The organism is Corynebacterium jamesii, assembly GCF_046097395.1.
GTDB lineage: Bacteria > Actinomycetota > Actinomycetes > Mycobacteriales > Mycobacteriaceae > Corynebacterium.
Map to the genome: position 1 here is coordinate 1,440,818 of NZ_CP175789.1, position 17,858 is coordinate 1,458,675.

Annotated in this window: 13 protein-coding genes; 8 read left to right on the forward strand and 5 right to left on the reverse strand. The window is 61.6% G+C overall.

Annotation, left to right across the window (positions count from 1 at the left end):
• Window positions 1–111 precede the first annotated feature (111 nt).
• Both ACKFRT_RS06480 and ACKFRT_RS06485 read left to right on the forward strand, forming a co-directional pair.
• Window positions 112–2,673, forward strand: a complete 2,562-nt coding sequence (locus ACKFRT_RS06480; RefSeq protein ID WP_408924742.1) for a helicase-associated domain-containing protein — start codon at window positions 112–114, stop codon at window positions 2,671–2,673.
• 113 nt (window positions 2,674–2,786) lie between these two features.
• Window positions 2,787–4,367, forward strand: coding sequence for a helicase-associated domain-containing protein (locus ACKFRT_RS06485; RefSeq protein WP_011273100.1), 1,581 nt, complete (start codon window positions 2,787–2,789; stop codon window positions 4,365–4,367).
• A 16-nt stretch (window positions 4,368–4,383) separates the two neighbouring features.
• Here ACKFRT_RS06485 and pbp2m read toward each other — a convergent pair whose 3' ends face one another.
• The 3 genes from pbp2m to ACKFRT_RS06500 form a co-directional block, all read right to left on the reverse strand.
• Window positions 4,384–6,165: a penicillin-binding protein PBP2M gene (gene pbp2m, locus ACKFRT_RS06490; protein WP_011273099.1), complete on the reverse strand. Its 1,782-nt coding sequence runs from the start codon at window positions 6,163–6,165 to the stop codon at window positions 4,384–4,386.
• Between the two features lie 113 nt (window positions 6,166–6,278).
• On the reverse strand, window positions 6,279–7,109 hold the full coding sequence (locus ACKFRT_RS06495) for a serine hydrolase (protein ID WP_011273098.1): 831 nt from the start codon (window positions 7,107–7,109) through the stop codon (window positions 6,279–6,281).
• Window positions 7,106–7,966 (reverse strand): LysR family transcriptional regulator, encoded by an 861-nt coding sequence (locus ACKFRT_RS06500; protein ID WP_012360809.1) that lies wholly within the window; start codon window positions 7,964–7,966, stop codon window positions 7,106–7,108. Before ACKFRT_RS06500 ends, ACKFRT_RS06495 begins: the two co-directional genes overlap by 4 nt.
• A 114-nt stretch (window positions 7,967–8,080) precedes the next feature.
• On the opposite strand from ACKFRT_RS06500, the gene ACKFRT_RS06505 reads away from it, so the two are divergent.
• From ACKFRT_RS06505 to ACKFRT_RS06530, 6 genes are all read left to right on the forward strand, one after another.
• On the forward strand, window positions 8,081–9,727 hold the full coding sequence (locus ACKFRT_RS06505; protein ID WP_408924743.1) for a DNA repair helicase XPB: 1,647 nt from the start codon (window positions 8,081–8,083) through the stop codon (window positions 9,725–9,727).
• Between the two features lie 23 nt (window positions 9,728–9,750).
• Window positions 9,751–10,443, forward strand: coding sequence for a DUF3239 domain-containing protein (locus ACKFRT_RS06510; protein ID WP_296214662.1), 693 nt, complete (start codon window positions 9,751–9,753; stop codon window positions 10,441–10,443).
• A 138-nt stretch (window positions 10,444–10,581) separates the two neighbouring features.
• Window positions 10,582–11,358 carry a LamB/YcsF family protein gene (locus ACKFRT_RS06515; RefSeq protein ID WP_296214660.1) on the forward strand — a complete coding sequence of 259 codons (777 nt, stop codon included), beginning with the start codon at window positions 10,582–10,584 and terminating at the stop codon, window positions 11,356–11,358.
• Entirely contained in the window at window positions 11,355–13,037 is a 1,683-nt protein-coding gene (locus ACKFRT_RS06520) for a 5-oxoprolinase/urea amidolyase family protein (protein ID WP_408924744.1), read from the forward strand. The genes ACKFRT_RS06515 and ACKFRT_RS06520 overlap by 4 nt, the downstream gene beginning before the upstream one ends.
• 106 nt (window positions 13,038–13,143) lie before the next feature.
• Window positions 13,144–14,967: an acetyl/propionyl/methylcrotonyl-CoA carboxylase subunit alpha gene (locus ACKFRT_RS06525; protein WP_408924745.1), complete on the forward strand. Its 1,824-nt coding sequence runs from the start codon at window positions 13,144–13,146 to the stop codon at window positions 14,965–14,967.
• 34 nt (window positions 14,968–15,001) lie between these two features.
• Window positions 15,002–15,646, forward strand: coding sequence for a GntR family transcriptional regulator (locus ACKFRT_RS06530; protein ID WP_296214653.1), 645 nt, complete (start codon window positions 15,002–15,004; stop codon window positions 15,644–15,646).
• Window positions 15,647–15,675: 29 nt separating this feature from the next.
• On the opposite strand, the gene ACKFRT_RS06535 is transcribed toward ACKFRT_RS06530, so the two are convergent.
• Together ACKFRT_RS06535 and ACKFRT_RS06540 are read right to left on the reverse strand one after the other, a co-directional pair.
• Window positions 15,676–16,506 carry a putative hydro-lyase gene (locus tag ACKFRT_RS06535; protein WP_408924746.1) on the reverse strand — a complete coding sequence of 277 codons (831 nt, stop codon included), beginning with the start codon at window positions 16,504–16,506 and terminating at the stop codon, window positions 15,676–15,678.
• A 57-nt stretch (window positions 16,507–16,563) separates the two neighbouring features.
• Window positions 16,564–17,838 carry an NRAMP family divalent metal transporter gene (locus tag ACKFRT_RS06540; RefSeq protein WP_408924747.1) on the reverse strand — a complete coding sequence of 425 codons (1,275 nt, stop codon included), beginning with the start codon at window positions 17,836–17,838 and terminating at the stop codon, window positions 16,564–16,566.
• Window positions 17,839–17,858 lie beyond the last annotated feature (20 nt).

Sequence of the window (17,858 nt, forward strand, 5' to 3'; positions counted from 1 at the left end):
AAAGGACACACGAAGTGGCGATGTCTACCCACGGCCTCCACCCTCCCCCAACCAATCCCCCGCATTCACCTCCCCCAAGCAGCCCCAGCTTCAAGCTAAAATAGTGCGATTATGCACCCCGACTCCGCGAACTCAACCCCTACCGGCACCTCCTCCGCCTCTACCCGCAGCGGGTTCCCCTCCTACGGGGACTGGCTATTCGGGCAGACGGACGAGGCTCTCGCGGACCTGCTTACTCGCCTACTGAGCTCCAACCCCACTACCTTCGTGGAAAACCTCACCGGCAGCAGCGCCGCATTGGATACACTCTCTGCTGCAGTGTCCACTCCCGGAAGCACCGGCAGTCGTAGCCACCACGCGGAGCTATACGAGGATTCCCCAGACCCGGCGCTCATCCACCTAAACTCCCTAGAACTGGCCGTCTGCCACGCCGCCTGTGAACTAGACGCCGTGCACCACCCGTGCACCGTGGCAGAGCTAGGCGACACACTCACGGAGCTCTTGGACATCGCCGGCACTCCCGCACAGCAGCGGCCGGACGACCGTGAGGTACGCAAAGCCGTACAGTCGCTCTGCCACTGGGGGCTGGTTTTTGGCCCAGACTTCGCTCTGCCCACCCCGGAACTGCCCGGCGCGGCGACACAGCTGAAGGTCCCTCCTCACCTGCCCCGCATGTTCGAACCGTCCACGGAGCAGCTCTGGCGCCTGGTCGATTCCACCCGCTGCCCCATTCCCACCGCCGAGCTGCCGCAGGTGGTTGACGAGCTACCGCCACGCCAGCGGCGCCTGCTTTCCACCCTGGCCGCCGGCGGGGGCGTGGGCCATTCGACATCTCTGCACGAGGGCGCGGACCCCACCAAGCCGCTGCCCACTCTGGTTCGCAGAGGCATTCTGGATCAACTGGACGATACCACCGCCCGCCTCACCGGCCGCGTGCAGCAGCTGCTGCACGGCACGATCATCACGGACCCGGGCGGCTGTTACGTGCCCGATTCGCAGGCCAACGCCGACACAACCGATCCGGCGCCTACTTTTACTTCTCGCAACTCCCGCGCCGACGACGCTGGTGCGGCCCAAGCCATCCAGCTCATCCAGGATCTTGGGCACCTCATCGAGGATCTCGGTCGCAACCCGATTGTCCCCCTTTCCTCTGGCGGTATTGGCACCCGCGAGATCAACAAGGTTGCCCGCCGCCGCGACGAGCCTGCCGAAACCACACTGCACCTGCTCACCTGGCTCGCCCACGCGAACCTCATCGGCTGCGGCCGGGCGACCCCCACCCCGGCTGGCCAGCCCGCGCGCGATTACTGGGCGCCCACGGAGCTCGCACTCGACTTTCTGCAGGCCTCTCCCGCCAGCGCCTGGGCCATCCTCCTGCTCGGCTGGGCTGGCAGCGCCTACGCCCCGTGGTTAGTCGAGGCCCCCGACACGCGCCCTTTCGAGGCCGGCACCGCATCGCACGCGGCCCGCGGTCTGCGCCGCACCTTCGCCGCCCTTTTTAACGACGCCCCCACTCCCCAGCCCGCCGAGCTTCACCGGGAGCTCTGGCGATTGCGCCCCGGCGAAGCCTGGCGCACCACACACGCCGCCTGGGATGCGGTGTGGGAGGAGGCGAAAGAGGTCGGAGTGTTGGCGTCGTTAAGAAAAGACACTGTACCTACCCGGGCAATGGGTGCACTGCGCGACGTGCTGAACGGCAGCGCAGACCCCGTGGCAGATCTGGCCGACGCGCTGGCGGAAATTCTACCCGCGCCAGTGGAACAACTGATTGTGCAGACAGACCACACCATCATGGCTCCGGGGCTGTTGCGCCCGGCCGACCAGGCGATGCTGGCGAAGTTCAGCGACCAGGAATCCGGCGGCATGGCTAGCGTGTGGCGGATGTCCAAAGAGTCGGTGGAGCGGGCGCTGCGGACGGGGCTCGACGCACAGGAGATCGAGGAGTTTCTGGATAGCCGCGCGCTGGGCGGGGCGCAGAACGTGCCCCAGGCGTTGCACTACATGCTTCGCGATGCAGAGCGCAGCCTCTCGCAGGCCACGGCCGGAGTGGCGCAGATGTACCTGAGCACCAAGGAACCCGCGGCGCTGGATCAGATTCTGTCGCTCCCGGATATCGACGGCCTGCGGCTGCGAAAGATTGCACCGACGGTGGCGGTCTCCGCAGCTCAGCTATCTTTTGTGGTCGACCGATTGGAGGCCATGGGCGTGCAGCTACGCCTGGAAGGTGGCCAAGCAACCGCCGACGCGCCAGTGCTGTCGCGAGTCGCCGCCCCGACGCTCCCGGGACCGCACTCCGCTACCCATCGAGCAGCCATCCACAGTGCCGACGACATGGGCGACGATAGCCAGCAGGTCATCGCAAGCGCGATCGAAGGATTCCGCCGCAGCCACGAACGTGCCAACGCTGCGGGCGCGACCAGCGAGCCAGATGCACAAGGCCAGCTCGACGGCACGCGCATTGTGCACACGCCGGAAGAAATGTTGGCGGCGATCTCCCGGGCATACTCCGCCGGAACCATCGTACGCATCAGCTACGTCACCAACGAGGGCAGGCAGGCCAGCGACCAGGTCTCAATCGTGATGATCCGCCCGTCAACCATCGCCGTGGTCTCCGAGATCAGTGGCGAGAGCTTCACCGTGCAGCCCCACCGGTTGAGTAGTGTGGAGTTCTAGCTGGGGGAGCAATCGCCTCCGTAAAAGAGCATGGGGAGGACTACACTAGAGGGTTGTCCTAAAACCAGAACCGACTAGAGCAACCCCCAGACCCCGTTAGGAGCATCCAGCTAGTGAGCATCGGCACCGGCCCCCTGATCGTCCAATCGGACAAGACTGTGCTGCTGGAAATCGACCACGAACAGGCGCAAGAGGCGCGCACCGCGCTGGCGCCGTTCGCGGAGTTGGAGCGCGCACCCGAGCACGTACACACCTACCGCATCACCCCGCTAGCGCTGTGGAACGCCCGTGCCGCCGGGCACGACGCGGAACAGGTCATGGACGTGCTGGAAACTTACTCGCGGTTCCCCGTCCCGCAGCCACTGCTCATCGACATTGCCGACACGATGGATCGCTACGGGCGGCTGAAGCTCATCAAGCACCCCGCGCACGGGCTCGTGTTGGAGACGACGGACAGGGCTGTGCTGACGGAGATCCGGCGTCACAAAAAAATAAAGCCCATGTTGGGCGCGGAGATCGACGAGGACTCGGTCGTTGTACACCCTTCCGAGCGCGGCAGGCTCAAGCAGGAACTGCTGAAGGTCGGCTGGCCCGCAGAGGACCTGGCGGGATACGTCGACGGCGAGGCACACCCCATCGAGCTGTCGCAGGAACACGAAGAATGGCAGCTGCGCGACTACCAGGAGATGGCGGCCGATAGCTTCTGGGAGGGCGGCTCGGGCGTGGTAGTGCTGCCGTGTGGTGCCGGCAAGACGATGGTCGGCGCGGCCTCGATGGCCAAGGCAAAGGCCACCACGCTGATCCTGGTGACGAACACCATCGCGGGCAGACAGTGGAAGGACGAGCTGGTGCGCCGCACCTCCCTGACCGAGGACGAAATCGGCGAATACTCCGGAGAGAAGAAGGAGATCCGCCCCGTGACCATCGCTACTTACCAGGTGGTTACCCGCAAGTCGAAGGGCGAATACCGGGCGCTAGAACTGTTCGACTCCCGCGACTGGGGCTTGATCATCTACGACGAGGTGCACCTGCTGCCCGCCCCGGTGTTCCGCATGACCTCCGACCTGCAGTCCCGCCGCCGCCTGGGGCTCACCGCCACCCTGGTGCGCGAGGACGGCCGCGAAGGCGACGTCTTCAGCCTAATCGGGCCGAAGCGCTATGACGCCCCATGGAAGGACATCGAGGCCTTCCTGGATCGCATGTCCCCCGGCGGTCTCTCGTCCGTTCCCCAGTCCCTGCGGTATTTGATTGACGACGCCACCAGGGCATTCCAGCAGGGCTCCGCCACCGAACCCCACTCGGCTCGTGTCCCGTCTCGCGTGGATACTCCCCAGCGCAACATCATGGACATCACTGGGGACTCCACCGAGATCGCCTCGGAGATCGACGGCGCCGTGGAGGGTTTTCGCCGCGCCCACGACCAGGCCATCGCCGTGGACCCGGCGGACGGCACGAAGGCCTCGGACACCCGGACCTTCCGCTCGCCGCGGGAGATCATGTCCGAGCTGCGCCGCGCCTATACCGCGGGCACACAGGTGCGCCTGCACTACGTGGACTATGCGGGTGCCACCAGCCATGACTGGATCTCCATCGTGATGATGACCCCCTCCACCATCTCCGCGGTGCTCGAATCCACCGGGGAGAGCCTCACGATCCAACCCCACCGCATCGCTGCGGTGGACGTGCCGTGCTAGAGGTTATGACGCAAGTTTATTGAATTCCAGAGAATTTCTGAACATCCGGCGAGCGAAGGAAACGCCCGGCCATTTCCACAGCTGGCTGAGAAGAATCTCCTTCGATTACAAGGGACGCAATCGCCAATTCCCCTGTCGTTCCAGCGAACCAGCCATTGGAAAGCTTGCCATCAATTTCTGCTGTACCAGTCTTTCCGCCAAGTGCACTAAGATCACTCAACGACCTAGCTGAACCGTGGTCAATTGTTGATTTCATCATCGTCCGGAGGCTTTGAATAGTTGTATCGCTGACATGCTGGTCTGCCTGTTTATTCACTACTGTCTGTTCGCCTTGAATGAGCTGTGGAGGAACAAGCAAGCCGCCGTTAGCGACAGTCGATTGCATGAGCGCAATCCCAAATGGACTAGCTAGAACCTCGCCCTGTCCAATAGAAGCCTCCACACGAGGAGGTCCAGCCGGTGTCCGCGGCACCGAACCAGTAAGTGTGGTCATCCCTGGTACGTCGAAGTCGGAGCCAATTCCGAGTTCTAAAGCAGTCCGTTGCAGATCATCTTCTCCCAAACGATCCGAAATGACCGCTTGGGTTGTGTTACATGATTGGGCGAAAGCTTCTTCCAGTCGAACGCTACCTAGATCGAAGTCATGATCGTTGGGAATCTTGCGTCCAGCGACGGTGATATTGCTAGGACAAGGTAGTTCCTCATCCATGCTGACTACCCCTGCCTCTAGTGCCGCCGCTGTGGTCACAGTTTTGAACGTCGATCCCGGTGGGAATAGCCCGGTGAGTGCGATTGGCCCTTGGTTATTTGCCTTGTCATTTTGTGCAACGGCAAGGACACCTCCTGTTCTAGGATTGAGCACGACTAGAACTGCGGCACGTTGCTCACTGTCCACTGCTTGTTTTGCTGCGCTTTGCAGTGTGTTATCCAGAGTGGTTGCGATTGGCTGAACTCGGCGAGGCGGCTCAGAGGCTACCGTCGTCATACCTTGTGAACTCTCAGCGCGTATCGACCATCCTGAATTAGCATCGAGCACTGACTCCCAATATTTGTTCAATTCAGCATCCAGCGGAGAGTTAAGAGTTTTGGACACGCTTAAGAGACGCCCCTGCTCCACAGTGGAAATTCCCTCAAAGGTCCTAAGTTGCTCTTGTATCTTCCGGAATTCTTCCTGCCTCAAAGTGAGGAGCACGGTGTCTTCATCCTGAGACTCTCCCAAGGTCTGCTCGATCCACTCCTTAGTCGTTGTGGGAGACACTGGTGCAAAAATCTGGGCCAATTCCTGCGCTCTAGAGGCTATGTCTTTGCGACCTCGTACCTGAATAACTTTCGTCCAGGTCATATATTCATTGCCCAAGCGATCTTTAATTGGAAGATCGTACTGTTTATCTTCAGCAAAAAAGAGTGCGGAATCATCGCTCAACTGAGCTTCGAAGATCGAAGGCAACCATTGAGGCTTACCATCCTGTCCACTAAGGACGAGCCGACCATTGCTCTCCAACTCCACACCATCTTTGGACCAAGTCACATGAGTATTCTGCTTTCCATTGGAAATATCAGATTTTTCGATGTTGACCTTCACACCATGTAGTGACTGCCGAAATTCATGAAGGGCGCGCTCCGGGTCTGGATGATCCAGATACCGTGCAGCCTTGCTGTCATCTCCCGCGTTGAAAGCTTTGAGAAATACGTCTGAGTCTGATTCCCACGGTAGAGCTGAACAGCTGCTCAACATCACTGCGGAGAGCGAACAGAGTGCAATCACCGACTGACGGAAACGATTGTGCTTAGTCATCATGGGAGTGACGTTAAGTGAGACGCATTGGATGCCACCAATATCACATAATGCAATTGTCTCATTTCATTTACATATAGGCGATGGTAGAAGTGTGTATTCAAGTGGCAGAAATTCTAACGAAGAGCGTCCACGAGCAGTCTAGCCACTTCGCCAATAGCACCATCGTGAGTACTCATTGCTTGTTCTGGCACCACCTGTTTCAGCATGATGGACACCACAATGGGCTCCTCGCCCTCAACCTGGATAATCGAAGCTTCACCATGGAGAAGTCCTACAGTGCCCGTTTTTCCATAGATATCAACGCCGCTTGGAGGAAAGCCTGAAGGAACACGGTGACGCCACACCTGCAACCCCAAGAGTTCACACATAGATCGACGTACCGCTGCACTATCGTCTTTCCAAACCTGTTCCAAGTCATTAGTTATTTCCGCCAACGAAGAGACTGCAGAAAACGCTATATCTGTACTTCTCCCCCCTTGGGATTGAACATATTGACGCAATTGTTTCTCCGCCGTCACTAAGCTATTCCGATCTTGCAAGTCATAATGAGGTGGAAACCGTTTAAGAAATGCTTCTCGAGCCCACGCAGGCAGTAGACGCAAAATCTCGTGGGCGGCCACGTTATCTGACACCGATGCGACTTGTTTCATTAAGTCTCGGAGACTCACGTTCACTGCGTCATCAAAGGCAGCGAACCCATACCCTTCGTAAGTTCCTTTGGACGGTGCAACGTCAACACGAAGACGAGGATCCAGATCACCTCGTTGAATCGCTTCCAAAGTGAGGTGGAGGAGCCGGATTTTATATAAGGATGCCACCGTAATTTTCTCGTCTTGTTTGCGTCCGATAGTCACCCCATCGTGCAGTCGCGATGCACACCACCATCCCTCACACCCCGACCGCGTCAACACGTTTTCCAGGGCCATCTCCATCCGTGCAGTCATTGGTTAATCCTTCGACAAATTCTTTCGGCGACCGCCATGGCCTCGGCGCCATTGTCCATCCCACCTCGGCGAACCACTACATCCACGGAAAAATCGAAACGGGAAGGAAGCTCAATAGCATTGTCAAACTGGTGAAAACCGCGAAATACCAAAGACATCCCCTCCCCTCTTCCAATCAATAAGCCCCTACCTAGAGCATCCTCTGAATCATTAATTTCGCAAGACACACCCGACCGAAATAGCTCTCTCGCCAAACCACTGGCTGCACTTGAATTGTCATTCAGGTTCTCCACCAGCAGATTCAATTGAGACAAGGTCTTATCCAACCTTGAATACCCCGGCGGCACCACTAGATCACGTGACAGAGAAAACTGCCTCGCACTGCGGTGAGTACCCAAGGGAACCGGAGCTTGAACAAGCCCCGCATGAATAGCGCCTTCTTCAACACGGGCAAGAATCTCAACAGAAGGCAGTGACGACAAAACTACTCCATCATGCTGCTGTGCCTTTGCTGCAATACGCGATCCTATCTCGCTTGGAAGCGCACTACTGATGGCCAAACGAAACCCGCTTTGCGCACCACTTCGGATACCGTCAATCATCGAATGCATAGTCTGAAGATCGCGATTAATCACCCGGGCATATGGAAGCAAGGTCAACCCTGCCTCGGTTAGTTTCACTTCCCCCGCCCCTCGGATAAATAGCGGTGTACCTACACCAGCTTCTAAGCGCTTAATGGCATTGGAGACAGGCGGCTGACTCACTCCCAGTCGCGCTGCCGCCGCTGTAAAACTACCGGTCTCCGCTAAAGCCACGAAATACTGCCATTGGCGCAGATTTCCCGTCTGAGCAATCATGGGTCTCAGCATAGTGGAGCACGAGTTCGCACCACTGCAGCGTAAAATGATGTCTTTGGCTTGAGCAACACCGTCGCGGTGGCGTCGATAAACAAAAAGGAAGTGACACACAGCGTGGGCATTGGAAACGGACCGCTCATTGTGCAGTCGGACAAGACAGTGCTGCTGGAAATCGACCACGAACAGGCGCAAGAGGCGCGCACCGCGCTGGCGCCGTTCGCGGAGTTGGAGCGCGCACCCGAGCACGTACACACCTACCGCATCACCCCGCTAGCGCTGTGGAACGCCCGTGCCGCCGGGCACGACGCGGAACAGGTCATGGACGTGCTGGAAACTTACTCGCGGTTCCCCGTCCCGCAGCCACTGCTCATCGACATTGCCGACACGATGGATCGCTACGGGCGGCTGAAGCTCATCAAGCACCCCGCGCACGGGCTCGTGTTGGAGACGACGGACAGGGCTGTGCTGACGGAGATCCGGCGTCACAAAAAAATAAAGCCCATGTTGGGCGCGGAGATCGACGAGGACTCGGTCGTTGTACACCCTTCCGAGCGCGGCAGGCTCAAGCAGGAACTGCTGAAGGTCGGCTGGCCCGCAGAGGACCTGGCGGGATACGTCGACGGCGAGGCACACCCCATCGAGCTGTCGCAGGAACACGAAGAATGGCAGCTGCGCGACTACCAGGAGATGGCGGCCGATAGCTTCTGGGAGGGCGGCTCGGGTGTGGTCGTCCTGCCGTGTGGTGCCGGCAAGACGATGGTCGGCGCGGCCTCGATGGCCAAGGCAAAGGCCACCACGCTGATCCTGGTGACGAACACCATCGCGGGCAGACAGTGGAAGGACGAGCTGGTGCGCCGCACCTCCCTGACCGAGGACGAAATCGGCGAATACTCCGGAGAGAAGAAGGAGATCCGCCCCGTAACCATCGCTACTTACCAGGTGGTTACGCGCAAGTCGAAGGGTGAATACAGGGCGCTAGAACTGTTCGACTCCCGCGACTGGGGCTTGATCATCTACGACGAGGTGCACCTGCTGCCCGCCCCGGTGTTCCGCATGACCTCCGACCTGCAGTCTCGCCGCCGTCTGGGGCTGACTGCCACCCTGGTGCGCGAGGACGGCCGCGAAGGTGACGTCTTCAGCCTGATCGGGCCGAAGCGTTATGACGCCCCGTGGAAGGACATCGAATCGCAGGGCTGGATCGCCCCGGCGGACTGCACCGAGGTGCGCGTGCAGCTGACCGAAGCAGAGCGGATGGTTTATGCAACCGCCGAGCAATCCGACAAATACCGCCTGGCCGCCACCACCCCGACGAAGACGAAGGTGGTACGCAAGATCATGGACATGCACCCGGACGAGCCGACGCTCATCATCGGCGCGTACATCGACCAGCTGGAGGAGATCGCCGAGGAGCTGGATGTGCCCGTCATCGACGGCAAGACTGGCAATGCCAAGCGCGAGAAGCTTTACCAGCAGTTCCGCGATGGTGAGCTGAAGACGCTGGTGGTTTCCAAGGTGGCGAACTTCAGCATCGACCTGCCCGGCGCATCCGTGGCCATCCAGATCTCCGGCACGTTCGGCTCGCGTCAGGAGGAGGCGCAACGCCTGGGCCGCATCCTGCGCCCGAAGCCGGACGGCGGTGGGGCGTTTTTCTACTCCATCGTCGCGCGTGACACACTAGACGCAGATTATGCCGCGCACCGTCAGCGCTTCTTGGCTGAGCAGGGCTACGGCTACCGCATCGTCGATTCCTTCGACCTTTAGATCCCTTCGCTTTAAGGAGCTCTATGTCCGCCGCTCAGCAACCAATGCAGGTCGACTTCGACTTCGAGGTCGATGACGAATACGCCCGCAAGCACAACGAATTTCTGCGAGATGCGAAGCGCATGCAGGTTTCGGCAGGAGTGTTGGCCGCCGTCCTCGTGGTGATCATCGCCGTACTGCTGATCACCGCGGGGTCGAACTGGTGGGCCATCGCGATCAGCTTCGCCCTCGGCGTGTTCGCACTGCTGTGCCTGATTCTGATTCCGGTTCTGCCCCGCAAGATGGGTTCGCCGCAGCAGTACTTTGACATGTACCAGCTAGCACCGGCGATGATCGCGGAGGTCAACGCACGCGACATGGTGCTGTTGATGCTTGTAGATGCCTCCGCGGACCCAGCCACAACCGTCCCCGCCCTGGCCTACCGCACCGTCACCTCTGTACCGGGTGTTCCCCGGGAGGTCGGCGCGCGAGTGCCGTCCATGGCCGTGACCGGCTACCGCCCCACGCGCGGGTCGAAGGTGTACGAGGAGATCTCTCCCATGCCGGTGGCGTGGGGTACTAGCGATGCGAAGGTGTGGAAGCGCGCGGAGCGGGCGATCAGCACGAACCTATGGAACCGTCTGGAGGGCCTGCTGGATCAGGTGGATAAGGCCAAGAAGGCCAACCGCAGCGTGTACGTCTTGGAAGAAGCTAAAGCCGCGAAGGGCAAAAACTAACGCAGATCACCATTGCGAAAAGCGGGTGATTGATTTCACAATGGTTGTGTAGGTCACTAAACTGGCACGCACATTGTTGAACAATCCGGTCGGCGGCGCGACGATCCGCGGCCTCCGGCCATACAAGGAGTCGATCACATGTCTACCGCCCGCAGCCCGCTTTCCATCGATCTGAATGCCGACCTCGGCGAAACGACCGGTGGCAACCCCGTCAGCGATGACGCAGCAATGGTGGCTATCGTCTCCAGCGCCAACGTCGCCTGCGGCTTCCACGCCGGCGATGCCCACGCGATCTCTCGCACCCTCGCCGCCGCGGCCGAGAATAACGTCGCCGTCGGCGCACACGTCGGCTACAACGACCAGGCCGGCTTCGGCCGTCGCTTCATCGACTACTCCCCCGCCGAGCTGGCCGACGAGGTTCTGTACCAGGTCGGCGCTCTGCACGCGCTGGCCAAAGCTCGCGGGACCCAGGTGCGCTACGTCAAGCCCCACGGCGCCATGTACAACACGATCGTCCACCACGAGGCCCAGGCTAAGGCCGTCATCGAGGGCATTAAAGCCTTCGGCACAGATCTGCCCGTGATGCTGCTGCCCGGCGCTGTCGCCGCCACTTACGCGGAAAAGGCCGGATTGCGCGTTATCAACGAGGTATTCGCCGACCGCGCCTACAACCCGGATGGCACCCTGGTCTCCCGCCGCGAAAACGGTGCTGTGCTGCACGACCCGGAGGTCGTCGCCCGCCGCGTGGTCCGCATGGCCGAGGAGGGCACGATCGAGGCCATCGACGGATCCACCATCCGCACCACCGCCGACTCGGTGTGCGTCCACGGCGACTCCCCCGGCGCGGTCGCGATGGCAGAACGCATCGCCGCCGAACTGAAGGCCAACGACATCACCATTGGGAGCTTCCTGTGAGCCACTCTGTTTCCCCCGTCGGCACCCGTGCCGTCATCGTCGACCTGCCAGACTTGGCCACAGTCATGGCTTGGCACGCATCACTTGTCGCCATCCCCTTGCCCGGGCAGGTCGAAGCCATCGCCGCGGCGCGCACTGTGCTGGTTTGTTTCGACGCCCACTCCTCCGCCATCGCCGGCTTGCGTACCCTGCAGGACTTCCATCCGCAGAGCTCCGCCGAGACCACCCCGCGAGAGGTCACCATCGACGTCATCTACGACGGTGAGGACCTGGCGGATGTCGCAGAACTGATGGACGTCTCCACCGAGGAGCTCATCACTCGCCACACCCAGCAGAAGTGGTTAGCAGCCTTCGGCGGCTTCGCCCCGGGCTTCACCTACTGCGTACCCGCGGAAGACGACCAGACCTACACCTGGGATGTTGCTCGTCGCAGTTCCCCGCGCACGGCCGTCCCGGCTGGCGCAGTCGGCCTGGCCGGACAGTTCTCCGCCGTATATCCCCGTACCTCCCCCGGCGGGTGGCAACTGCTGGGCCACACCACGCAGCCGATGTGGGATACGCATGCCGAGCAGCCTGCGCTGCTACAGCCGGGCGATACGGTGCGCTACCGCCAGGTGCGCGAATCCATTAGCGCCGATGCAGGCGCCTCTACCGCCTCAGACGGTGGGAACGCTGGCGCCGTAAAGGAGGCTGCGGCCGGCGCGGGCGGGAGGGCGTCCACAAACAAGAAACCTATAGTTCCCGTCCGCCCGAGCGTGAAGGTTGTGGATGCCGGGCTGCAAACCCTGTTCCAGGATTCCGGGCGCGCGGGCCACGGCGACATCGGTGTGAACAGCTCCGGGGCGGTCGATCGGGCAAGCGCCTGGGCGGCGAACGATGTAGTCGGCAACGCCTCGCGCGCGACGGTGCTGGAAAACATCGGCGGCCTCGAACTGGAAGCGCTGGTGGATACCGCGGTGTGCGTGACCGGCGCGCGAGCCGAGATCGCGATTGGCCAGAAGACCTTCGAGCTGGGCGCCCCGGTGCAAGTGAAGGCCGGGCAAACGCTGAAGGTCGTGCCGGCCGGCGGACTGGGCAATGGACTACGCAGCTACGTGGCCGTGCGCGGCGGGCTGGTGACGGACGAGGTACTGGGCTCTAGCTCTACCGACATCCTCTCGGGCCTGGGACCGCAGCCCGTGGCAACTGGGGATGTGCTGAAGGCCGGGCGCCGCACCGCCAAGGCCTCCGTGGGCACGGCGACGGAAAATCCCTTTGACGGCACGAACGTGCTGCGCTGCGTGGCCGGCCCACGAGACGACTGGTTCAGCGCCGAGGAGCTGCAACGTTTCACCGAGATCGAGTGGACTGTGACGGGTCAGTCGAACCGCGTGGGCCTGCGGTTGGCGCTGCCGGAGGGCAGTGCAGACGGTGAGGCAGACGAAAAGGTTGAAGCACTGCAGCGCAGCCGCGACGGCGAGCTGGCCAGCGAAGGCATGGTCGGCGGCAGCATTCAGGTCCCGCCGAATGGCCTGCCCGTAGTGTTCATGGCAGACCACCCGGTGACTGGCGGCTACCCCGTGATCGCCACGGTCGTGGATAAAGACCTGGACAAGGCGGGCCAGCTGGCGCCAGGAGACACGGTGCGCTTCGAACTGATTGAGTTCGACCCGCAAGCTGGCGCGGGCACAAGTGCATAACAAGTGCGTAAGCAAACATGACACAAGCCCGATAGAACAACCTAACGCAACACGAACGACAACAAGTACACCGACAAGTACACCGACAACCGCGAGGAACCTACTAATGAGCCAAGAGACCTTCCCACTAAAGACCGTCCTCATCGCCAACCGAGGCGAGATCGCCATCCGCATCGCGCGCGCCGCCCGAGACCTAGGCATCCGCTCCATCGCCGTTGTCTCCGAGGCAGACGTAGACAACCTCCACGCCAAGATTGCCGACGAGGCCTACACCCTGCCCGGCAACACTGCAGCCGAGACGTACATGAACATCCCGGCGCTGCTGGACATCGCCCTGCGCACCGGCGCGGACTGCGTGCACCCTGGCTACGGCTTCCTCTCCGAGAACGCGGATTTCGCCCGTGCCGTCACCGAGGCAGGGCTGACCTGGGTCGGCCCGGCCCCGGAGGCCATTGAAACCCTGGGTAACAAGGTTGCCGCCCGCGCCCTGGCTACCGAGGTCGGCGCCCCGCTGGCGCCCGGCACCCCGGATCCGATCCCGAACTGGGAGCAGGCCCGCGACTTCGCCGACAAGTACGGCATGCCCATCGCCATCAAGGCGGCGTTTGGCGGCGGTGGCCGTGGCCTGAAGGTTGTGCACGACTACAACGACATCGAGGCCGCCTTCGAGTCCGCAGGGCGCGAGGCCAAAGCAGCCTTCGGCCGGGGCGAGTGCTACGTGGAGAAGTTCCTGACCAAGCCCCGGCACGTCGAGGCACAGGTGCTGGCCGATACGCACGGCAACGTGCGCGTCGTCGGCACTCGCGATTGCTCTGTACAGCGCCGCTTCCAAAAGCTCGTCGAGGAGGCCCCGGCACCGTTCCTGACCGATAAGCAGCGTAACGACATCATCGAGGGCTCCCGCGACATTTGCCAGGCCGCGAACTACACGGGCGCAGGCACGGTGGAGTTCATCGTTGCCGAGGACGGCACCGTGAGCTTCCTGGAGGTCAACACCCGCGTGCAGGTCGAGCACCCAGTCACCGAAGCCGTGACCGGTGTGGACATTGTCGGCGAGCAGTTCCGCATCGCCGCTGGTCTGCCGTTGAGCTTCGATGAGGATCCAGCTAGCGATGGCCACGCCTTCGAGTTCCGCATCAACGCGGAAGACGCCGCCAATGGATTCGTCCCCTCCCCCGGCGCGGTTACCCAGTTTGAGGTACCGACGGGCCCGGGCATCCGCGTAGATGCCGGTGTGCGTGCTGGCTCCACGATCCCGGGCTTCTACGATTCCCTGATGGCCAAGCTGATCGTTAAGGGGCCGAACCGCGAGGTCGCCCTGCGCCGCGCCCAGGCCGCCTTGGCCGAGATGCGTGTTCAGGGTGTGCGCACCGTGCTGCCCTTCCACAAGGATATCGTTACTCACCCCGCGTTCTGCGGCGATGAGCTGCAGGTGTACACCGACTGGGTGGACAAGGAGTACGAGCCGGGCATCGGCGCGGGCTACGCTGGTTCCTCCGCAGAGGACGTCGAGGATGCGTACACGGAGCGGACGACCTTGACCGTGGAGATCGACGGCCGCCTGCACCGCGTAAGCGTTCCTTCCTCCTTCGGCGTTGCTGCCGCGCCTTCGGCCGTTGCTTACGCCCCTTTGGCCGATGCTGACGCCACCTCAACCTCGTCTGCTGCTGGTTCCAACGCTGGCGCCGACAAATCCGGGGCAGGCGCTTCTACCGCCGGCAACGCGGTGGAGTGTCCCTACACTGGTGTGCTGGTGAAGTGGCAGGTCGCCGACGGGGACTCCGTGGAGGTCGGGCAACCGATCGCCACAATCGAGGCAATGAAGATGGAGTCCACGGTAGAGGCCAAGTCAGCCGGCACCATCGCCCTGGCACAGTTGAACCCGGGCGACAATGTGTCCAAGGGCGACGCGCTGGGCCACATCGCTTAATCTTGAGCACCGTTGCGTAATAAGCTGTACTGCTATGCACTCCCAGTCGGCCATCGCGCACTCCGCCCTCCTCGACGGCATCGCCTCCGGCGCTTACGCGCCGGGCGAGAAGCTTAACGAGGTGAATGTTGCCCAGTCGCTGGGAATATCCCGCAACACTTTGCGGGAGGCTTTCGCCACCCTGGTTTCGGAGGGGCTGCTGGAGCGGATCCCCAACCGAGGGGTTTTCATAGTGGAACCCACGCGCAAGGATTTGTGCGACATGTACGCCAGCCGCCTGGTGCTGGAACCGGGAGCGTTGCTGTGGGGCCAGCGGGAGGGGCTGGACAAGCTGGATGGGATCGTTTCCGCAGCGGAGAACCTACGGGATTCCGCCTTGCCACAGACGACCGACGAGGATATCCGTGCGATCGCTGATGCCAACCAGGCTTTCCACCGTGCGATCGTCGCCAGCGCCGGCGCTGAAGGTCTGAACCAAACAATGGATCGCATTTCTGCGCAGATGCGCTTGGGCTTCGCCCGAGCCAACCGCCTGAACCACCAGTTTCACATTGAATTCATCGCCCAGAATCGGACGGTGACGAACCTGATCGCGGAGGAGCGCTGGCAACAGGCCGCGGATCAGCTGGCCGAACACCTGCAGCACACACGGGACAACATCGAATGTTACTTCGGCTAGCCCGCCCCTGCAGAACCAAAAGCATCTGGTCAGGGCACTTGATATTGCAGGTCACGCGCGTCAGTAATCAGCATGTGCCCTGGCGCGTGGCAGATCGCAAACTCTGGCTTGGATTCCATGACCACCGATTGTGGGGTCACACCACAGGCCCAGAACACCGGGATGGTGCCCGCCGGAATATCCACGGCCTCGCCGAAGTCGGGGTGGTTCAGGTCTTCAATGCCGATGGCGGCGGGATCGCCCACGTGCACAGGTGCCCCGTGCACCGCCGGGTAGCGAGAGGTGATACGCACCGCGTCGGCCACCTGGGCCGCCGGGATCGGACGCATAGAAACGACCATCGGCCCGGAGAACACTCCAGCCGGGTTGGTCGGAATGTTGGTGCGGTACATAGGCACATTCTTGCCTTGGGCGATGTGCTCCACCGGCACGCCATTATCTAGCAGCGCTGTTTCAAAGGTGAAGGAGCAGCCGATGATGAAGCTGACTAGATCTTCGCGCCACACGTCGCGCACGTCCGGTACCTCCGCTTCCAGCTGCCCCTGGCGGTAAACGCGGTACAGCGGAATATCGGTGCGGATGTCGCCTTCGGTCAGCAGCTCGGAGGAGACCTCCCCGGCCTCTAGCACTCCGAGCAGCGGGCAGGGCTTGGGGTTACGCTGTGCGAAAAGTAAGAAGTCGAAGGCTTGCTCCTGGGGCAACGTGATCAGGTTCGCCTGCGCGTAGCCCCGCGAGTAGCCGGAGGTATGAGCCACCGTGCCACCGCGGAAAATCTCGCGTGCCTGCTGCGGCGAGAGCGCCCCCGGTTCGTTCCGGTGCCCTGCCTCTGCGAGCTCTTGGGTGTTGCCTCGTTCCTGCATGTCGCTTTCCCCCTGCCTTCCTTTCTCTTCGACGTCTCTTTCTTACTCTGGGCCCTATTAAGCCCAGATCCCCGGCAGCTTGCTCATGGAGCTAATACCCAGGTACACCGTCAGCAACCATGTGATCACGCCGATGACCAGCAGCCAGGTCGGGTACTTGTAGTTCTGCAGCAGGTCGCGGCGGCGCCAGGCCACCCACAGCACCACGCCGAAGCCGATCGGCAGGATCAGGCCATTGAAGGCACCAGCGAAGATCAGCAGCTTCTGCGGGGCCTTGTTCAGAATCAGGTAAATCGCGGCACACACAGCGATGAATGCGATGACCAGCCAGTTGAAGGTGGACTTCTTCATCGACTGCGGAGTAACGAATGTCAAGGACGTGTAGGAGGCACCCACCACGGAGGTCAGGCCTGCCGCCCACAACACCACGCCGAAGAAGCGCACGCCGATGTCGCCAGCTGCGTGGCGGAACGCGTCCGCGGCCATGTTGTCACCGGCCAACGTCACGCCCGAAGCAACCACGCCCAGAATGGCAAGGAACAGCAGCGTGCGCATCACACCCGTGACCACGATGCCAGAGATCGAGACCTTGGTAATCGTCCCCACGTTCTGCACGCCGGTCTGCCCGGAATCGATCATGCGGTGTGCTCCCGCGAAGGTGATGTAGCCGCCGACGGTACCACCAATGAGGGTGGTGATCACCAGGAAGTCCACCTCAGTCGGCGCCACTGTGTTCCTCAGAGCTTCGCCCAGCGGCGGTGCGGAGACGACTGCGACGTAAATCATCAGCAGAATCATGATGGCACCCAGACCGACGACGATGCGATCCAGAGCCATGCCGACGCGCTTGGACAGGAAGATGAAGATGGCGATAGCGGCTGACAATCCGCCGCCTAGCAACGGATCCCAGCCGAGCATCGCGTTGATGCCCAGGCCGGTTCCGCCGATGTTGCCGATGTTGAAGATCAGACCGCCCACAAACACGAATGCGGCCATGACCCAGCCAAGGCCCGGCAGAACCTCGTTACCCAGTTCGTTCGCCCGCTTGCCGGTTACGCCCAGCACGCGCCAGACGTTCAGCTGGATGGCGATGTCTACCAAGATCGAGACGAGGATGGCGAACGCAAATGCCGCGCCCATCTCCACCGTGAACACCGTGGTTTGGGTGATGAACCCCGGGCCGATGGCGCTGGTGGCCATCAGGAACATTGCACCCAGTGATGCAGCAAACGTAACTGTGCGCGCAGCCCCCGCCTTGTCGCCTGCCTGCTGATCGGTGGCAGATCCGTTGTTAACGGGCACGCCGCCCGTGTGCTCGCCAGTGTTCGACATTTCAGCACCTTTCTATCAGT

What these genes read in the sequence shown, in the direction of transcription:
- ACKFRT_RS06480 (WP_408924742.1), top strand. Translation starts at nt 112, where the DNA reads ATGCACCCCGACTCCGCGAACTCAACCCCTACCGGCACCTCCTCCGCC.
- pbp2m (WP_011273099.1), bottom strand. Translation starts at nt 6,165, where the DNA reads ATGATGACTAAGCACAATCGTTTCCGTCAGTCGGTGATTGCACTCTGT.
- ACKFRT_RS06495 (WP_011273098.1), bottom strand. Translation starts at nt 7,109, where the DNA reads ATGACTGCACGGATGGAGATGGCCCTGGAAAACGTGTTGACGCGGTCG.
- ACKFRT_RS06500 (WP_012360809.1), bottom strand. Translation starts at nt 7,966, where the DNA reads ATGATTGCTCAGACGGGAAATCTGCGCCAATGGCAGTATTTCGTGGCT.
- ACKFRT_RS06510 (WP_296214662.1), top strand. Translation starts at nt 9,751, where the DNA reads ATGTCCGCCGCTCAGCAACCAATGCAGGTCGACTTCGACTTCGAGGTC.
- ACKFRT_RS06515 (WP_296214660.1), top strand. Translation starts at nt 10,582, where the DNA reads ATGTCTACCGCCCGCAGCCCGCTTTCCATCGATCTGAATGCCGACCTC.
- ACKFRT_RS06525 (WP_408924745.1), top strand. Translation starts at nt 13,144, where the DNA reads ATGAGCCAAGAGACCTTCCCACTAAAGACCGTCCTCATCGCCAACCGA.
- ACKFRT_RS06530 (WP_296214653.1), top strand. Translation starts at nt 15,002, where the DNA reads ATGCACTCCCAGTCGGCCATCGCGCACTCCGCCCTCCTCGACGGCATC.
- ACKFRT_RS06535 (WP_408924746.1), bottom strand. Translation starts at nt 16,506, where the DNA reads ATGCAGGAACGAGGCAACACCCAAGAGCTCGCAGAGGCAGGGCACCGG.
- ACKFRT_RS06540 (WP_408924747.1), bottom strand. Translation starts at nt 17,838, where the DNA reads ATGTCGAACACTGGCGAGCACACGGGCGGCGTGCCCGTTAACAACGGA.